This window comes from Dinghuibacter silviterrae (assembly GCF_004366355.1).
GTDB lineage: Bacteria > Bacteroidota > Bacteroidia > Chitinophagales > Chitinophagaceae > Dinghuibacter > Dinghuibacter silviterrae.
On sequence record NZ_SODV01000001.1, the window covers coordinates 2146684 to 2160918 of the forward strand.

A 14235-nucleotide genomic window follows, 5' to 3' on the forward strand; every position below is an offset into this window, starting at 1 on the left:
GCGCCACGGTGGGCGCCGCGGTGGGTCGAAAGTGGGCGCCGCGGCCCTACACACTCACATTAAAATCGCGAAGCGCCTCATTCAAGCTGGTCTTGGTATCGGTAGACGCCTTGCGCTGGCCGATGATGAGGGCGCAGGGAACCTGGTAGGTGCCCGCTGGGAAGACCTTTGGATAGGTACCGGGGATGACGACGCTGCGGGCGGGGACGCGGCCCTTGTATTCAACGGGGTTGTCGCCGCTGACGTCGATGATCTTGGTGGATTTGGTGAGGACGACGTTGGCACCGAGGACGGCCTCGCGCTCGACGATAACGCCTTCGACAACGATGCAGCGGGAACCCAGGAAACAGTTGTCTTCGATGATCACGGGGCTGGCCTGGAGGGGTTCGAGGACGCCGCCTATGCCGACGCCGCCGCTGAGGTGGACGTGTTTGCCGATTTGGGCGCAACTGCCGACGGTGGCCCAGGTGTCGACCATGGTGCCTTCGTCGACGTAGGCGCCGATGTTGACATAGCTGGGCATGAGGACGACGTTTTTGGCGAGGTAGGCGCCGTAACGGGCAACGGCGTGGGGTACGGCCCGGACGCCGATGTGTTTGTAGTCGCTCTTGAGCTTCATTTTGTCATAGAACTCGAAAGGAGGGAGGTGGTGGGTCTCCATGGGCTGGATGGCGAAGTACATCAGGATGGCCTGTTTGACCCATTCGTTGACGACCCAGGTACCGTTCGCGGGTTCGGCGACACGGAGCCGGCCTTTGTCAACGTCCTCGATGACGGCCCTGACGGCGTCGGAATAGGTGTTGTCTTTGAGCAGTTCGCGGTTGTCCCATGCCGCCTGGATCGTTCCTTTCAGGTCCATGTCGTGTGGTAATTTTTTTGCAAACCTAGATTAAAATATTTTTGCGCCAATGGACTTTCTGGAAGATGTGGATCAGTGCCTGGCGGTGCTGAATGCGGGCGGGCTGATCGTTTACCCCACGGACACGATCTGGGGGATCGGCTGCGACGCGACGAATGCGGCCGCGGTGGCGCGGATTTACGCCCTGAAGCAAAGGGCGGAAAGCAAAAGCATGATCGTGTTGGTGGGGGAGGTCAAAGATGTGCTAAAATACACGGCGGGCGTGGATCTTCGCCTCTTCGACTACCTGAAAACGGTGTCGAAGCCGACGACGGTGGTGTATGGGGGGGCGATCGGGCTGGCGCCAAACCTGCTGGCGGAGGATGGGTCGGTGGGGATCCGGATCGTGAACGAGCCGTTTTGCCGGCACCTGGTCAAAAGGTTCCGCAAGCCGCTGGTATCGACGTCCGCCAATATCTCTGGGCGGCCCGCCCCGGGGTCGTTCGAGGAGATTGCGCCGGAGGTCCTCGCCGGTGTGGATTATGTGGTGAAATACAGGAGAGAGGATAGGGAAAAAAAAGTGCCGTCCGCAGTAGTGCGCTGGGGGCGCGATGGCAAAGTAGAAGTGCTGCGGCCGTGATGGGCGCCACGCTACAAAACGAAGGCGAGCCCCGCGGGGATTTATTAATTTTGCAGGATAAGCAATGGATATTATTTGTAACGATAGGGAACTTTTCATCTTCAAAAAAATAGCCGCCGCGGCCGCGGACCTGGGTCTGCCTGCGTATGTGGTGGGGGGATTTGTGCGGGACAAGCTGATCGGGCGGCCGACGAAGGACGTGGACGTTGTGTGCGTAGGGGACGGGATTGCGCTGGCGCATAAGGTGGCGGAGCGGTTGAGGCCGCAGCCGCAGGTGAACTTCTTTAAGAACTTCGGGACGGCGCAGCTGAAGCTGGAGGATATGGAGCTGGAGTTCGTGGGGGCGCGGAAAGAAAGCTACCGGTCGGAGTCGAGGAACCCGGAGGTGGAGCCGGGGACGCTGGAGGACGATCAGTGGCGGAGGGATTTTACGATCAATGCAATGGCGGTGAGCCTGAACGGGGACGACTATGGAAAACTCATCGATCCGTTTGGCGGGCTCCGGGATATCGAGCTCCAGGTGATCCGGACGCCGAGAGAACCGGGCGGGACCTTTAGCGACGACCCTTTGCGGATGATGCGGGCGGTGCGGTTTGCGTCCCAACTGGGGTACGCGATCGAAGAAACGACCCTGGAAGGGATACGGACACACGCGGACCGGATCAAGATCATTTCGCAAGAGCGGATCACCGATGAATTGAATAAGATTATCCTCAGTCAGCGTCCGTCGGTGGGGTTTGAATACCTGTACCGGACGGGGCTTCTGGAGCGGATTTTCCCGCAGATGGTGGATTTGGCGGGGGCGGAATATATAGACGGGAAAGGGCATAAGGATAATTTCACCCATACCCTACAGGTGCTGGACAACGTTGCCGTGCATACGAAAAACCTTTGGCTGCGTTGGGCGGCCATTTTACACGACATCGGGAAACCGGCCACAAAGCGCTTTGAACAGGGTCATGGCTGGACATTTCACGGGCACGAAGTGGTGGGGGGGAAAATGGTGCCCCGGATTTTTGGACGGCTAAAGCTGCCCCAGCACGAAGAAATGCGCTACGTGCGCAAGCTGGTGGAGCTGCACTTGCGGCCGATCAGCCTGACCAAGGAGAATATTACCGATTCGGCGATCCGGCGCCTTTTGTTTGATGCGGGCGAAGACCTGGAGGACCTGATGACGCTTTGCAAGGCGGACATTACGTCCAAGAACAAACAAAAGGTCAAGCGCTACCTGGATAATTTCGAGCTTGTCCAGGAACGCCTGAAGGAGGTGGAGGATAAGGACCGGATCCGGAACTGGCAGCCGCCGGTTACCGGGGAGGTGATCATGGACACGTTTGGACTTCCCCCGGGAAAGATCGTTGGGGACATAAAAACGGCCATACGGGAGGCGATCCTGGACGGTGTTATCGATAATACGTACGCAGCGGCATACGATTTGATGCTCAAGATTGCGAAAAACCACGATCTTGAGCCCGTGCCGGGTCGGCCTATAGAAGGGGCCTGAGCCGCGCCGTTAAAGAGACGTGGCCGCACTGTAAAAGTGCTAAAAACTTGGTTAATTCTTTTAAATTTGTTGTAATAATCCAAACTTAGAGGACTAATGGCGGTACTTAAATTTCGTGTTTACTGGGAAGAGGATGACGCGGTATACAGGGACGTGGTGATCAAGCACAGTCAAAGCTTTAAGGATTTGAACGATATTGTATTGAAGTCCTTTGAATTTGACAACAAGCACAAGGCCACTTTTTACCGCAGCAACGACCACTGGCAACGGGGCCGGGAAATCACGCTTGAAAAGTACGACAAGGTCTACGTGAAGGAACCGCTGATCATGGAGCAGACGCCCATCGGAACGGAGATCAAGGATCCCAACCAGAAGTTCATCTATATCTACGATTTTAACCGGAACTGGACGTTTCTCATAGAGCTCATCAACGTCAGCAAGGACGAGAACCAGAAACAGGCCTATCCGGGTGTGATCCGCACGGAGGGGCTGGCGCCGAACCAATACGGCACCAGGAGCCTGCTGGGGGATAAGTTTGTGGAAGTGGAGGAAAAGTATGACCTCACCAAGGGCGAAGAGGGCTTTGGCGAAGAGGGAGAAGGCGGCAGTGGAGAAGAAAGCACGGAAGAGGAGCAAACGGATACGTTCGGAGAGGAATTGTAAACATTGGATAGCATCCCCACCATCGTGGTTATTGCCGGTCCGACCGGTGTCGGTAAAACGGACCTGGCATTGGGGCTGGCGGAACGGTTGCAAACGGTCATTATTTCGGCGGATTCCCGTCAGTGTTACCGGGAGATGGACATCGGGGTCGCCAGACCCGCTCCGGGAGACCTGCAACGCATTCCTCACTTTTTTATAGCCACCCATTCTATTACGGAACACATCAACGCGGCCACTTTTGTCGCAGAGGCAAACCGCGCGATGGAAGGCCGGGAACTGGTCCTCGTCGTGGGTGGCACCGGTCTGTACATCAAGGCGCTGACGGAGGGCATGGACCCGATTCCCGCTATCCCGGAAGGGATCCGCAAAGCGGTCCGGGAGGGATATGCCGCCGGGGGCCTGGGATGGCTGCAAAAAGAAATCGAAACGAAAGACCCGGAATGGTTCAAAACCGGCGACCGATACAACCCACATCGCCTGATGCGGGCCCTGGAAGTGGTTGAAGCCACGGGGAACTCCATAAAGGACTTCCAGAAAGGGGGACAGCAAACAGACAAACGTGTCGTCCACATCGGCCTGGACCTGCCCCGGCCGGAATTATACGCCCGGATCGACCATCGGGTGGACCAGATGATGGAGAGGGGGCTGTTGCGAGAGGTCGAGGCATTGTTGCCCTTCCGGAATCAAAAGGCTTTGCATACGGTAGGATATACGGAGTTGTTTGACTACCTGGATGGAACACTAACCCTGACAGAAGCCGTAGCCCTGATCCAGCAGCATACGCGCAACTATGCCAAGCGGCAGCTGACCTGGTTCAGACGGGATCCGGAGGTGGCCTGGTTCGCTCCTGACGCGCTGGACGCGGTCGAGGCTTATGTACGGCGGCGCCTGGCTTCCTTTTGAAGGATGCCGGCATAGTAACCGGCATTGTGGTATAGCTCCAGGGAATGATGGCTGTCGTCGGGGCCGTCCCGTTTGGTGCCCTTTAAAAGCACCGACAAGGTTTTATACCCCTCGAAAAAATAGCGCCCTTCAAAGGCATCGCCCGGCTTTCCGTTGTCGTTTTCGGTTTCGTACACATAGACCAGCTGGCCTCCGCGGAAATAATAATTTTCCTTGATCTTTCCGTAGGACAGACCCACCGAGAGGATGATCTTAAAGAGGGAGTCCCCCTTGAAAAAGCCCTTGAGGGTACCGCTTTTCCCCGCTTCGTCGGCAGCAAATTCGTGTTCGGTCATGCTGATGATCCGCAGGGCGGTGTCATGATCGATCTGTTGATAAGCGGTTTGGATGGCCCGGACCTTGTCGTCGGGCGCGGTTTGAGCGGAGACCCGGAGGGCGCAAACGCAGGACAAAAGGAGCACGAAGGCAGCGCAAAGGATTCGCATAAGATTGGATTACACCAAATATATTATTTTTTTTCACAACTTGACCCCCAGGGTGAGCAATATCTCCCCCCTGCGATCCGTCAAATCGGCAAACGTATTCGCCTTATCCGCCAATAAATAAGGGAAATCGACCTCTTTTTGGATAGAATACGCATACGTGAGATCCGCAAAAATCCCAAAGTTGCGGTAGCCGACACCCCCGCTAAAGACGTTTTTCCCGGCTTTGAGGTCGGAGACGTCACGGTAGGGGTTGCCGTAGTGGGCAAAACCCAGCCTGAAAAGATAGGTAGTGAGCTTGAGCTCCCCGCCGGCCTTCAGGTTGAGGGTGCCCCTGTAGAGGCCTTTGAGGACGCCGTTCAGGCCGTCATAAAACCCGGAGGGGACGTTTTGGCCGGTATTGGGGGGCACATGATAGGACCCGCTGGTATAGCGTACGTATTCCAGGTCGGCGGTCAGGAAGCCCCGCTGCTGGCGGACGTCCTGGACGGCGTGGAACACGTAGGCGCCGCTTACCAGGGCCCTCCAGGGGGTGTGGAGGTTGTAGTTAAACGAGGGGTCCGCGCCCGCCAGGAAGGTGGTGGATCCGGCGGTCCGGATCCCGGCGTATGACCCGGTATTGGTGACCATGGTATCCGACCGGGTTTCGGTGACCCCCACCAGGCTGGGGGTGGTAAAGGCAAAACCCAGGCGGACGGCGCTGACCGGTTTGTAGATCACGCCGACCCGGGCGTAGACCCCGTCACCCTTGACGATCCGGGTTTCGGTGAGGGTGGAGGACACGAACTGGCCGGCGGGATCCGGTTTTGAGGCGGATTCGGTAAAGGTGGTGGTCTCGTTGTAGTAGAGAATGGGGATACCCGCGTTGATACCGATGTATAGTTTTTCCTTATACGAAGTCCCGTAACCTATAGCGACTTCCGACAGCCCCCCGGCGGCGTCGACGGTTTTTTGCTGGAGCAGGGGGATGTTTTTGGCCAGGAGAAATTGGGGCAGCCCCCTGTATTGCAAACCGGAGGGGGTCGAAAAGGTGTCTACCAGGTAGGTATCCAGTGCGAGGGAGGTCCCGAAGGCCTTGCCGGGATCGTTGAGGATCTGGTCGATGGTCCGTCCGTCCTGGGCAGCGTCCTCGGCGTATTGCTCGGAATAGGAGCTGTAGGTGTTTAGCCCCTGGTAGACGTTGTGGTTGTTGTAGTCGGCGAGCTTGGTGAGGGCGATGCTCCAGGCGTGTCCTTTCCAGTGGGAGGAGGCATCCCAGGCGGATTGCCCGAAAACGAAACCGCAGGTGCCCAACTGGAATTTGTTTAATTGGGAGGCCGCTGCGGTCCCCCTGTAGTCGTTGTGGTTGTGGTTGAGTCCCCAGCCGGGGGTGAGGACGAATTCCCCGGTCTTGTACATACCCAGTCCTGCGGGGTTTATAAAAAGGCTGCTGATGTCCCCGCCCAGGGAGCCCATGGCACCCCCGATGGCCACGTTACGGGCGGATCCGGAGGTGGGGTAAAAGCTGTATCTGAGCATGTCCGCGGGGTCCTGTGCGCGCACAGACGCCACGGCCACCAGGCACAGCAAGGTGAAGTATGTTTTCATGGCAAGACGAAGTAAGACTTAAGACAGGCAACCACTAGTGGCGGCCAAAACCGCCTCCTCCGCCGCCCATCCTGGCGCCGCCGCCAAACCCGCCACCGGCGGGCCGGCCAAAGACGGCGTTGTTAGCGGGTCTGTAGGACGGCTGATAGGTCCGGGTATTGGTATTGACCGGGCGGTTGGGGCTGATCTGGCGGGAAGCCGGAGCGGTCCTGCCGGTCACGAGACGGTCGTTTGCGGGCTGGTACGGCTGAAAGCGGGTGGTGGAAGCGCTGCCCGCGGCCAGCGATGTCGGTACACGCCCGGAGACCGTGGCGGCCCGGGGAAGGGAGGTCACACCCGTTGTAGGAACGGTCGTGTTCACGTTGTTGAAGTGCCGGGTGTTATACGCCAGGACGTTGATCCTTGCGCCGCCGGTGTACACGGACGTAGACGCGACATACGTCTTCGTGTAATAGCCGAAGCCGGGATAGTAAGGATAATAGAAACCGCCGTAGTAGGACGGCATGGGGTAGAAGTAGGGGTTATAGAACGGGCTGCAGAACGATCCGAAGCCAAAGCCGATGCCAAACATCCCATAGCTGTAAGGGCTATACCAGGGGCTCATGCCGAAGCCTGCCCCCCAGTAAGGATCGATGTATGTATCGAAAGGCGAATACGCGTAATCGTTATAATTGCTGGCGGCGCCGTACGTCGTATAGGGCGCCACGCGATCGTCTTGTCCGTCGCGGGTTACGTATCCACCGCTGGATTGGCTGTTTTCTTCGGTTCCGTCGGAATAATAAACATCGTCGGTTGTCTGCGCCTTTCTGGTGGAAGAACAACTGGTGAAGACAGCAATCGAAGCGGCGAGCGCTAAGTAACGCAGTTTCATGGTTAAGGGTTTAGATATCCCACTATGAAGTTAACACATTTTATGTACGTTTGCACCGGCCAAAGGCCTAAGTATTATTAAAAGTTATTAAGAACGGTATGAGTAAAGAAATTACGGCGCGCTCCCAGGACTATTCGCAATGGTACAATGACCTCGTCATCAAGGGGGGGCTGGCCGATTATTCTGCCGTCCGGGGCTGTATGGTGATCAAACCCTATGGTTATGCCTTGTGGGAACGGATGCAGAGCGTGTTGGACGGTAAGTTTAAGGAAACAGGACACCAGAACGCCTACTTCCCCCTTTTTATCCCAAAAAGCTTTCTGAGCAAAGAGGCAGCCCACGTGGAGGGTTTTGCCAAAGAATGCGCCGTCGTGACCCACTACCGGCTCAAGAACGACCCCAACGGCGGCGGTGTCATCGTAGACCCCGAGGCCAAGCTGGAAGAAGAGCTGATCGTTCGCCCGACCTCGGAAACGATCATCTGGAATACCTACAAAACCTGGATACAGTCCTACCGGGATCTCCCCTTGCTCATCAACCAATGGGCGAACGTGGTCCGTTGGGAAATGCGGACCCGGCTTTTCCTCCGGACCGCGGAATTCCTCTGGCAGGAAGGCCATACGGCCCACGCCACGGAACAGGAAGCGGTGGCCGAAGCCCGGCTGATGCTGGACGTATACGCCGATTTCGTGGAGAACTATATGGCCCTGCCGGTGGTCAAGGGCACCAAAAGCCCCAGCGAACGCTTCGCCGGGGCGGTCGATACGTACTGTATCGAGGGCTTGATGCAGGACGGCAAGGCCCTCCAGGCCGGAACCTCGCACTTCCTGGGTCAGAATTTCGCCAAGGCGTTCGAGGTCCAGTTCCTCTCGAAGGAGAACAAGCTGGACTATGTCTGGGCGACGAGCTGGGGCGTCAGCACCCGGATGATCGGGGCCCTGGTGATGGCCCACAGCGACGACGACGGGCTGGTCATGCCCCCCCGCATCGCGCCCCTGCAGGTCGTGGTGGTCCCCATCTATAAAGGGGATGACCAGAAAAAGGCCCTGGACGAAAGCATCCTTCCGCTGGTGAAGGCGTTGAAAGACGCGGGGATCAGCGTCAAATACGACGACAGCGACAACGCCCGTCCGGGTTGGAAATTCGCTGAATACGAATTGAAGGGGGTTCCCGTACGCATCGCGCTGGGGGCACGTGACCTGGAAAACGGGGTCGCCGAGGTGGCCCGCCGGGATACGAAGGTTAAGGTGAGCCTCCCGCTGGAAGGGCTGCCCGCACGGATTGCATCCCTGCTGGAGGAAATCCAACAAAACCTCTATAACCGCGCCCTGACCTTCCGCGAGGAACACATCACGCGTGTCGACGACTTCGATACCTTCCAGAAGGTATTGGATGAAAAAGGTGGTTTTGTGTCCGCCCACTGGGACGGTACAGCCGAAACCGAGGAGAAGATCAAGGAACTGACAAAGGCCACCATCCGTTGTATCCCCCTGGACAATCCCCAGGAAGAAGGCCGTTGTATCCTGACGGGTAAGCCGTCGCACGAAAGGGTCTTGTTCGCCAGAGCCTACTAATATTTTCCCTTATATGATGGACGAAGAACAAAAAAGCATTTTCAGTCTACAGATAGACCCGGCCGCGGAAGCCGCCCTGGCAGAAAGCGCCAGATGGGGGACGTTCCTGGCCATTATCGGGTTTATCTTTTGCGGCCTCATTGCGCTGTGCATGGTGACGGTACTGGTCATCGGGACCGCCTCCTCCCTGGGCTCAGGACAGACCGGGTTGACGATTGTCGTGACCTACCTGATCATAGCGGTGCTCTCGTTCATACCCTGTCTGCACCTGTTCAATTATTCCAGGAGTATAAGGGCCGCCATTGCGTCCAACAACCAGGACGTCATGACCGAGGCTTTTTCCAAGCTGAAGTCGTATTTCAAATTCCTTGGCATCATAGCGATCGTCGTGATCGTCCTGATCGTGGCGGCCATCGTCTACATCGTCCTTACGCTGGGGATCAGCGGGGCGGGGGTCTGATCCCGGTTTACTGCACGGAAATGTAGTTGTAGTCCTTGAGCAGGGTCTCCAGGAAGTCGTAGGGTTCCAGGGGGGTGTCGATGTGCAGGACGGCCTTGATCTTTTCCGCCGCGGTGGCGGTGATGTGGAAGTTGTCGCTGCCTTTTGACCGTTCCAGGAGCGAGCGGATCGTATTGAGGTCCCGGTCGCTCAGCCGCATCACCTGCGGGAACTGGGGTACATAGTCCTGGGCCAATTCCATGAACACGGTTTCTTCAAGACCCGCCCGGGCATTGGTGCTGATCAGGATGGTTCCCGCGGCCAGGTCCCCAAGACGCTGGGAATATTTGGAGAAGATCACCGACAGCAACCCCCCCAGGCAAAAGGTGATTGCAAAGTCCACGGGCCGGAGTAGCCAGCGGATAAAATACTGGCCCAGGCTGGGCTTCCCGCCGTTCATATTGACGACCCGGATACGCATTATTTTTTTCCCCAGACTTTGTCCGTTCATCCATATTTCCGACAAAAGGAAATACAACAGGATCGGGATGCCGGCGATCTCCATGGCGATCATGACCGTGTCCATGTCGTCGGACCTTCCCAGGACAGCCACGGTGACGGCCTTGGTCAGTAACCAAAACAGGAAGATCAGGCTCCAGTCGATGAAAAGGGCCAGCAGCCTCCGGTGAAATTCCGGTATGTCAAATTCCAGGTCGATGTTGAAACTCGTTGGAATACGGATAGTGCTCATGTCCACAATTTCCGTAAATTTCAGGAAATTTTTTCTGCTTGCGGGAAGCACTATTTATCAAAAAGAACAAAGACCGCTGGACGCAGATAGAACAGCAACCGGCTTCCGACCCTGATGAAATGGCCACCGAGTTCATCCAGCTGGTCGACGACCTGTCTTATGCCAAGACCTTTTACCCGACCAGCAGGACCGCCCGTTACCTCAACATCGCGGCCTCCCGGATGTACCTGGGCATTTACAAGAACCGGAAGGCGGAGGTCAATCCCCTGGCCAGGTTCTGCAAGTACGACTTACCCCAGACCATCCGCCGGCATCATAAGGTGCTGCTCCTGGCCTTCGGGATTTTTACCTTGTTTTTTATCGTAGGCGTCTGTTCCGCCCGGGGGGATGAGTCTTTTATCCGGGGTATGCTGGGGAACGCCTATGTCAACATGACCGAGGACAACATTGCCCAGGGCAAACCCTTTGGCGTTTATGCAAATGAGAACGCCTTGTACATGTGGTTGTGGATCCTGAAGAACAATATTTTCGTCTCCATCCAAATGCTGGCGGGGGGCGTCCTCGTCGGGCTGCTTCCGATCTTCCAACTGGTTTTCGAAGCCCTTCGTCTCGGGGCGTTCGAAGCCCTTTTTGCGCAAAAGGGGCTGGCGGGCGATTTCGTGCTGACCGTCTTTATCCACGGAACCCTTGAAATATCCGCCCTGATCATTTCCGGGGCCGCCGGTATTATCCTGGGAAAAGGGTTTCTTTTCCCAGGGACCCTGAGCCGGCTGGAGGCGTTTAAACGCAGCGCCAAGGACGCCTGTAAGATCATCCTGGGCCTGGTGCCCGTGTTCATCACCGCTGCTTTTTTCGAAGGTTTCGTGACCCGGTATGAGTTTATGCCGGTCTGGGGCAAGCTCCTGATCCTGGTGGGCTCCCTGACGTTTATCATCGGCTATTTCATCATCTACCCCATCCGGCTGGAAAGGAAAGGAGGGTTTGCCCATGCGTAAAGCCTTCATGGTCCTGTGTCTGTATGCGGGCGTCGCAAGGGCACAGGATACGACGACGGCCCTCGCCCCGGACACCACGACGCAAACGGCTTCCAGCGACACCATCTGGTACAATCAGGGGATAGCCCCCGTGCACCTCCAACCCCGGCACGTTCCCTCCGGAGAGGTCGACCGTCTCCGCAAAGAGGAGGACTTCCGCTATGTCGCCATAGGCCCCGACAAACAAAAACCCCCGGAGCCAAAACCGGAACACGAAACCTGGTGGGATCGTTTTTGGACGAAGGTGGGAAACTTCCTCTCCCAGCCCTGGGCCGTATTTATGTTGTGGACTTTGCTGGTGGGGGTGGCCGTGGCGGCGCTCGTGGCCATCATACAGGCCGGGAGCGGGCAAAGTATGTTCAGGCGGTCCCGGAAGCTCAAGGAAGTTGCCGAAGGGGAAAAAGACATCGACGTGATCGACGACCCCGAACGCGAACTGGAAAAAGCCCTGGAGGCCCGGGACTATAGCGCGGCCGAACGCTGGCTGTATATCCGGGCCCTGTCCGGTCTGGGCGAACGCGGGCTGATCAAGCACCATCCCGAAAAAACCAACCGCCAGTACCTCCGGGAACTGAGGGGACACCCCCTGTATGACGACTTTGCACCCCTGCTGAGACATTACGAGTATACCTATTACGGCGGGTTTGCCCCCAGCGCCGCCGCCTTCCAGACCATCCGGGATCAATACGCCCGGTTTCAAAACCGACTGGACACCCTTTGAAAAAGAATACCTTCTATATCGTCCTTTTTGCCTCCTTAGGCATCCTCCTGGCCGGGTTGATCATTTTTGTGGTCCGCCGCCGTTCCAAGGAGTATCACTTCGACACCACGGTGACCTTGTCCTACCGGGACAAAAGACCCTACGGGGCGTATGTCGCCTATAATGAGCTGTCGCGGGTTTTCCCAGGGACGCCGGTCGCCCTCAGCCGCCGGAGCGGTTCGTTTACGAATGACCTTCAGGACTCCGACCGGCACCAACTGATGGTTGTCCTCAGCCCCCGGTTTTACGCCAATTCCCTGGAATGGAACCAACTGATTCATTGGGTCAGGCAGGGGAACTACCTGGTCATTGCCGCGTCCAGGTTCACGCAGGACGTCAAGGACCAGCTCCACCTCCAACTCAGCAACTTTACCGAGGACGCTTTTATCGAAGAGGGGATGATACAACTGCACGACGATTCCCTGTACCTGGGGCTCGCCCATCCGCCGTTTGCCGACACCGCTTCCTTTTTCTATCCGGGCCGGAAGATGGACCGGTCCATTGTTTCCCTCGACAGCAGCTTTACCGAGGTCCTGGGGACCAGCGATCTTCACTATGCCAATTTCGTCCGGATCCGGGCCGGGGATGGGGTCATCCTTTTCCAGACCGCGCCGATGGCCTTTTCCAACTATTTCCTGCTGTACGGCCGCAACATGCGGTACTACGACAACGTCTTTTCCGCATTGCCTGCCCGGGTGGACAAGGTGATCTGGAATCAATATTATCTTTACAAAAACCAGGAAGAGGACAGCAGCTCCAGCTGGTGGTCTGGTCTGGCGAAGTTACTCGCGGACCCTGCACTGGGCCCCGCTTTCCGGTTGCTGTTGCTGGTCCTGGCCGTGTATGTGCTGCTGAACATGAAGCGCCGCCAGCGTATCATCCCTGAAATACCGCCCAAGTCCAACGAGTCCCTCGACTTTGTCAAGACCATCGGGCGGCTGTATTATGAGAAGGGTGACCACCGAAACCTGGCCATCAAGATGGGACAGCATTTCCAGGAACACCTCCGGACCCGTTACCTGGTCCAGCTGGACCCCTCGGAAGAGTCGTCCATCCTCCGGCTGTCCTCCCGGTCGGGTGTGAGCGAGACCCTGGTCCGTGAGCTCGCCACGATGCTGCGTTATGTCCACGACGCGCCCTCGCTCGACGAAGCACAACTCGACGAATGGTACCAGCTTATCCAAACATTTTATAAAAACGCGCAATAATGCAAGAAGAAGCCTTATTTCAGCAACGGACCGACCTCCAGGAATTACAGGAAGCCGTGGGTCATATATACACCGAGATCCGTAAGGTGCTGGTGGGGCAGGACGAGCTCATCCGCCTCCTGGTCACCGCCGTCCTAGCCGACGGCCACGTCCTGATCGAGGGCGTGCCAGGGGTGGCCAAGACCCTAAGCGCCCGGCTTTTATCCGCCTCTTTGTCCGTCGGATTTTCCAGGATACAGTTTACACCCGACCTCATGCCTTCGGACGTGTTGGGGACCACCGTCTTCAACCCCCGGGACGCCCGTTTTGAATTCAAACGCGGGCCTATTTTTTCCAACCTCATCCTGATCGACGAGATCAACCGCGCCCCGGCCAAAACCCAGGCGGCCCTTTTCGAGGTCATGGAAGAACGCCAGGTCACCATGGACGGGACGACGTATCTCCTGGAGCTGCCCTTTATGGTCCTGGCGACCCAGAACCCCGTGGAGCAGGAGGGAACCTACCGGCTCCCCGAAGCCCAGCTGGACCGCTTTTTATTCAAGGTCAAGGTGCCCTATCCCGGTGAGGAGGAAGAGGTCCACATGCTCACCCGGTTTAACCACACCGACGTGGCCGATCCGGTTTCGCTCGTCCGCCCGGTCCTCACGGCCGCCCGTATCGCCACCCTCCGGGGCCAGGTGCGTGGGTTGCACATCGAGGAACCCCTGCTCCGGTTTATCGCCCGGCTGACCCAGGCCACCCGTCAGCACCATTCCATCTACCTCGGCGCTTCACCCAGGGCGTCGCTGGCCCTGATGCACGCCGCAAAGGCAACGGCCGCCCTCGAAGGCCGGGACTTCGTCACCCCGGAAGACATCCTGGAAGTGGCCATACCCGTCCTGAGGCACCGGATCCTGCTGACCCCGGAGAAAGAAATGGAAGGCGTCACCGAAGAAGACGTCATCAAACAAATCCTCCAGACGCTGGAGATCCCCCGTTAGA

General features: G+C 57.4%; 15 protein-coding genes. 10 read left to right on the forward strand and 5 right to left on the reverse strand.

Going from position 1 to position 14235, the window contains the following annotated elements:
• Positions 1-46: 46 nt before the first annotated feature.
• Positions 47-859 (reverse strand): 2,3,4,5-tetrahydropyridine-2,6-dicarboxylate N-succinyltransferase, encoded by an 813-nt coding sequence (locus EDB95_RS09590; RefSeq protein WP_133993017.1) that lies wholly within the window; start codon positions 857-859, stop codon positions 47-49.
• Between the two features lie 49 nt (positions 860-908).
• Between EDB95_RS09590 and EDB95_RS09595 the strand changes: the two genes are divergently transcribed.
• The 4 genes from EDB95_RS09595 (at position 909) to miaA (ending at position 4548) form a co-directional block, all read left to right on the forward strand.
• A complete protein-coding gene (locus EDB95_RS09595; protein WP_133993019.1) occupies positions 909-1478 on the forward strand; it encodes an L-threonylcarbamoyladenylate synthase in 570 nt (189 codons plus the stop codon).
• Positions 1479-1542: 64 nt separating this feature from the next.
• Positions 1543-2982, forward strand: a complete 1440-nt coding sequence (locus EDB95_RS09600; protein ID WP_133993021.1) for a CCA tRNA nucleotidyltransferase — start codon at positions 1543-1545, stop codon at positions 2980-2982.
• Positions 2983-3078: 96 nt separating this feature from the next.
• Positions 3079-3645, forward strand: a complete 567-nt coding sequence (locus EDB95_RS09605) for an IS1096 element passenger TnpR family protein (RefSeq protein WP_133993023.1) — start codon at positions 3079-3081, stop codon at positions 3643-3645.
• Positions 3646-3648: 3 nt separating this feature from the next.
• Positions 3649-4548: a tRNA (adenosine(37)-N6)-dimethylallyltransferase MiaA gene (miaA, locus tag EDB95_RS09610; RefSeq protein WP_246073575.1), complete on the forward strand. Its 900-nt coding sequence runs from the start codon at positions 3649-3651 to the stop codon at positions 4546-4548.
• Here miaA and EDB95_RS09615 read toward each other — a convergent pair.
• From EDB95_RS09615 to EDB95_RS09625, 3 genes are read right to left on the reverse strand one after another with little or no spacing between them, the layout of a single operon-like run.
• Positions 4518-5033, reverse strand: a complete 516-nt coding sequence (locus tag EDB95_RS09615; protein WP_133993025.1) for a hypothetical protein — start codon at positions 5031-5033, stop codon at positions 4518-4520. The two genes, miaA and EDB95_RS09615, sit on opposite strands and share 31 nt — an antisense overlap.
• Before the next feature lie 33 nt (positions 5034-5066).
• Positions 5067-6617, reverse strand: coding sequence for a hypothetical protein (locus EDB95_RS09620; RefSeq protein WP_133993027.1), 1551 nt, complete (start codon positions 6615-6617; stop codon positions 5067-5069).
• Between the two features lie 34 nt (positions 6618-6651).
• Entirely contained in the window at positions 6652-7488 is an 837-nt protein-coding gene (locus EDB95_RS09625; protein ID WP_133993029.1) for a hypothetical protein, read from the reverse strand.
• Between the two features lie 98 nt (positions 7489-7586).
• Between EDB95_RS09625 and proS the strand changes: the two genes are divergently transcribed.
• Together proS and EDB95_RS09635 are read left to right on the forward strand one after the other, a co-directional pair.
• On the forward strand, positions 7587-9062 hold the full coding sequence (gene proS / locus EDB95_RS09630) for a proline--tRNA ligase (protein ID WP_133993031.1): 1476 nt from the start codon (positions 7587-7589) through the stop codon (positions 9060-9062).
• A 13-nt stretch (positions 9063-9075) separates the two neighbouring features.
• Positions 9076-9522: a DUF5362 family protein gene (locus EDB95_RS09635; RefSeq protein WP_133993033.1), complete on the forward strand. Its 447-nt coding sequence runs from the start codon at positions 9076-9078 to the stop codon at positions 9520-9522.
• Positions 9523-9529: 7 nt separating this feature from the next.
• Here the strand turns inward: EDB95_RS09635 and EDB95_RS09640 are convergent, their stop codons facing one another.
• Entirely contained in the window at positions 9530-10252 is a 723-nt protein-coding gene (locus EDB95_RS09640) for an RDD family protein (protein WP_133993035.1), read from the reverse strand.
• A gap of 38 nt (positions 10253-10290) precedes the next feature.
• Between EDB95_RS09640 and EDB95_RS09645 the strand changes: the two genes are divergently transcribed.
• Genes EDB95_RS09645 through EDB95_RS09660 form a run of 4 tightly spaced genes read left to right on the forward strand, consistent with a single transcriptional unit; the run spans position 10291 to position 14234 of the window.
• The gene (locus tag EDB95_RS09645) at positions 10291-11247 is read left to right on the forward strand and encodes a stage II sporulation protein M (protein ID WP_133993037.1); all 957 of its coding nucleotides are present in this window, start codon (positions 10291-10293) and stop codon (positions 11245-11247) included.
• Positions 11240-12007: a DUF4129 domain-containing protein gene (locus EDB95_RS09650; protein ID WP_133993039.1), complete on the forward strand. Its 768-nt coding sequence runs from the start codon at positions 11240-11242 to the stop codon at positions 12005-12007. Before EDB95_RS09645 ends, EDB95_RS09650 begins: the two co-directional genes overlap by 8 nt.
• Entirely contained in the window at positions 12004-13254 is a 1251-nt protein-coding gene (locus EDB95_RS09655; RefSeq protein WP_162852535.1) for a DUF4350 domain-containing protein, read from the forward strand. The genes EDB95_RS09650 and EDB95_RS09655 overlap by 4 nt, the downstream gene beginning before the upstream one ends.
• Positions 13254-14234, forward strand: coding sequence for an AAA family ATPase (locus EDB95_RS09660; protein WP_133993043.1), 981 nt, complete (start codon positions 13254-13256; stop codon positions 14232-14234). Before EDB95_RS09655 ends, EDB95_RS09660 begins: the two co-directional genes overlap by 1 nt.
• The last annotated feature ends 1 nt before the right edge of the window (position 14235 follow it).

What these genes read in the sequence shown, in the direction of transcription:
- EDB95_RS09590 (WP_133993017.1), bottom strand. Translation starts at nt 859, where the DNA reads ATGGACCTGAAAGGAACGATCCAGGCGGCATGGGACAACCGCGAACTG.
- EDB95_RS09595 (WP_133993019.1), top strand. Translation starts at nt 909, where the DNA reads ATGGACTTTCTGGAAGATGTGGATCAGTGCCTGGCGGTGCTGAATGCG.
- EDB95_RS09600 (WP_133993021.1), top strand. Translation starts at nt 1,543, where the DNA reads ATGGATATTATTTGTAACGATAGGGAACTTTTCATCTTCAAAAAAATA.
- EDB95_RS09605 (WP_133993023.1), top strand. Translation starts at nt 3,079, where the DNA reads ATGGCGGTACTTAAATTTCGTGTTTACTGGGAAGAGGATGACGCGGTA.
- EDB95_RS09615 (WP_133993025.1), bottom strand. Translation starts at nt 5,033, where the DNA reads ATGCGAATCCTTTGCGCTGCCTTCGTGCTCCTTTTGTCCTGCGTTTGC.
- EDB95_RS09620 (WP_133993027.1), bottom strand. Translation starts at nt 6,617, where the DNA reads ATGAAAACATACTTCACCTTGCTGTGCCTGGTGGCCGTGGCGTCTGTG.
- EDB95_RS09625 (WP_133993029.1), bottom strand. Translation starts at nt 7,488, where the DNA reads ATGAAACTGCGTTACTTAGCGCTCGCCGCTTCGATTGCTGTCTTCACC.
- proS (WP_133993031.1), top strand. Translation starts at nt 7,587, where the DNA reads ATGAGTAAAGAAATTACGGCGCGCTCCCAGGACTATTCGCAATGGTAC.
- EDB95_RS09635 (WP_133993033.1), top strand. Translation starts at nt 9,076, where the DNA reads ATGATGGACGAAGAACAAAAAAGCATTTTCAGTCTACAGATAGACCCG.
- EDB95_RS09640 (WP_133993035.1), bottom strand. Translation starts at nt 10,252, where the DNA reads ATGAGCACTATCCGTATTCCAACGAGTTTCAACATCGACCTGGAATTT.
- EDB95_RS09650 (WP_133993039.1), top strand. Translation starts at nt 11,240, where the DNA reads ATGCGTAAAGCCTTCATGGTCCTGTGTCTGTATGCGGGCGTCGCAAGG.
- EDB95_RS09660 (WP_133993043.1), top strand. Translation starts at nt 13,254, where the DNA reads ATGCAAGAAGAAGCCTTATTTCAGCAACGGACCGACCTCCAGGAATTA.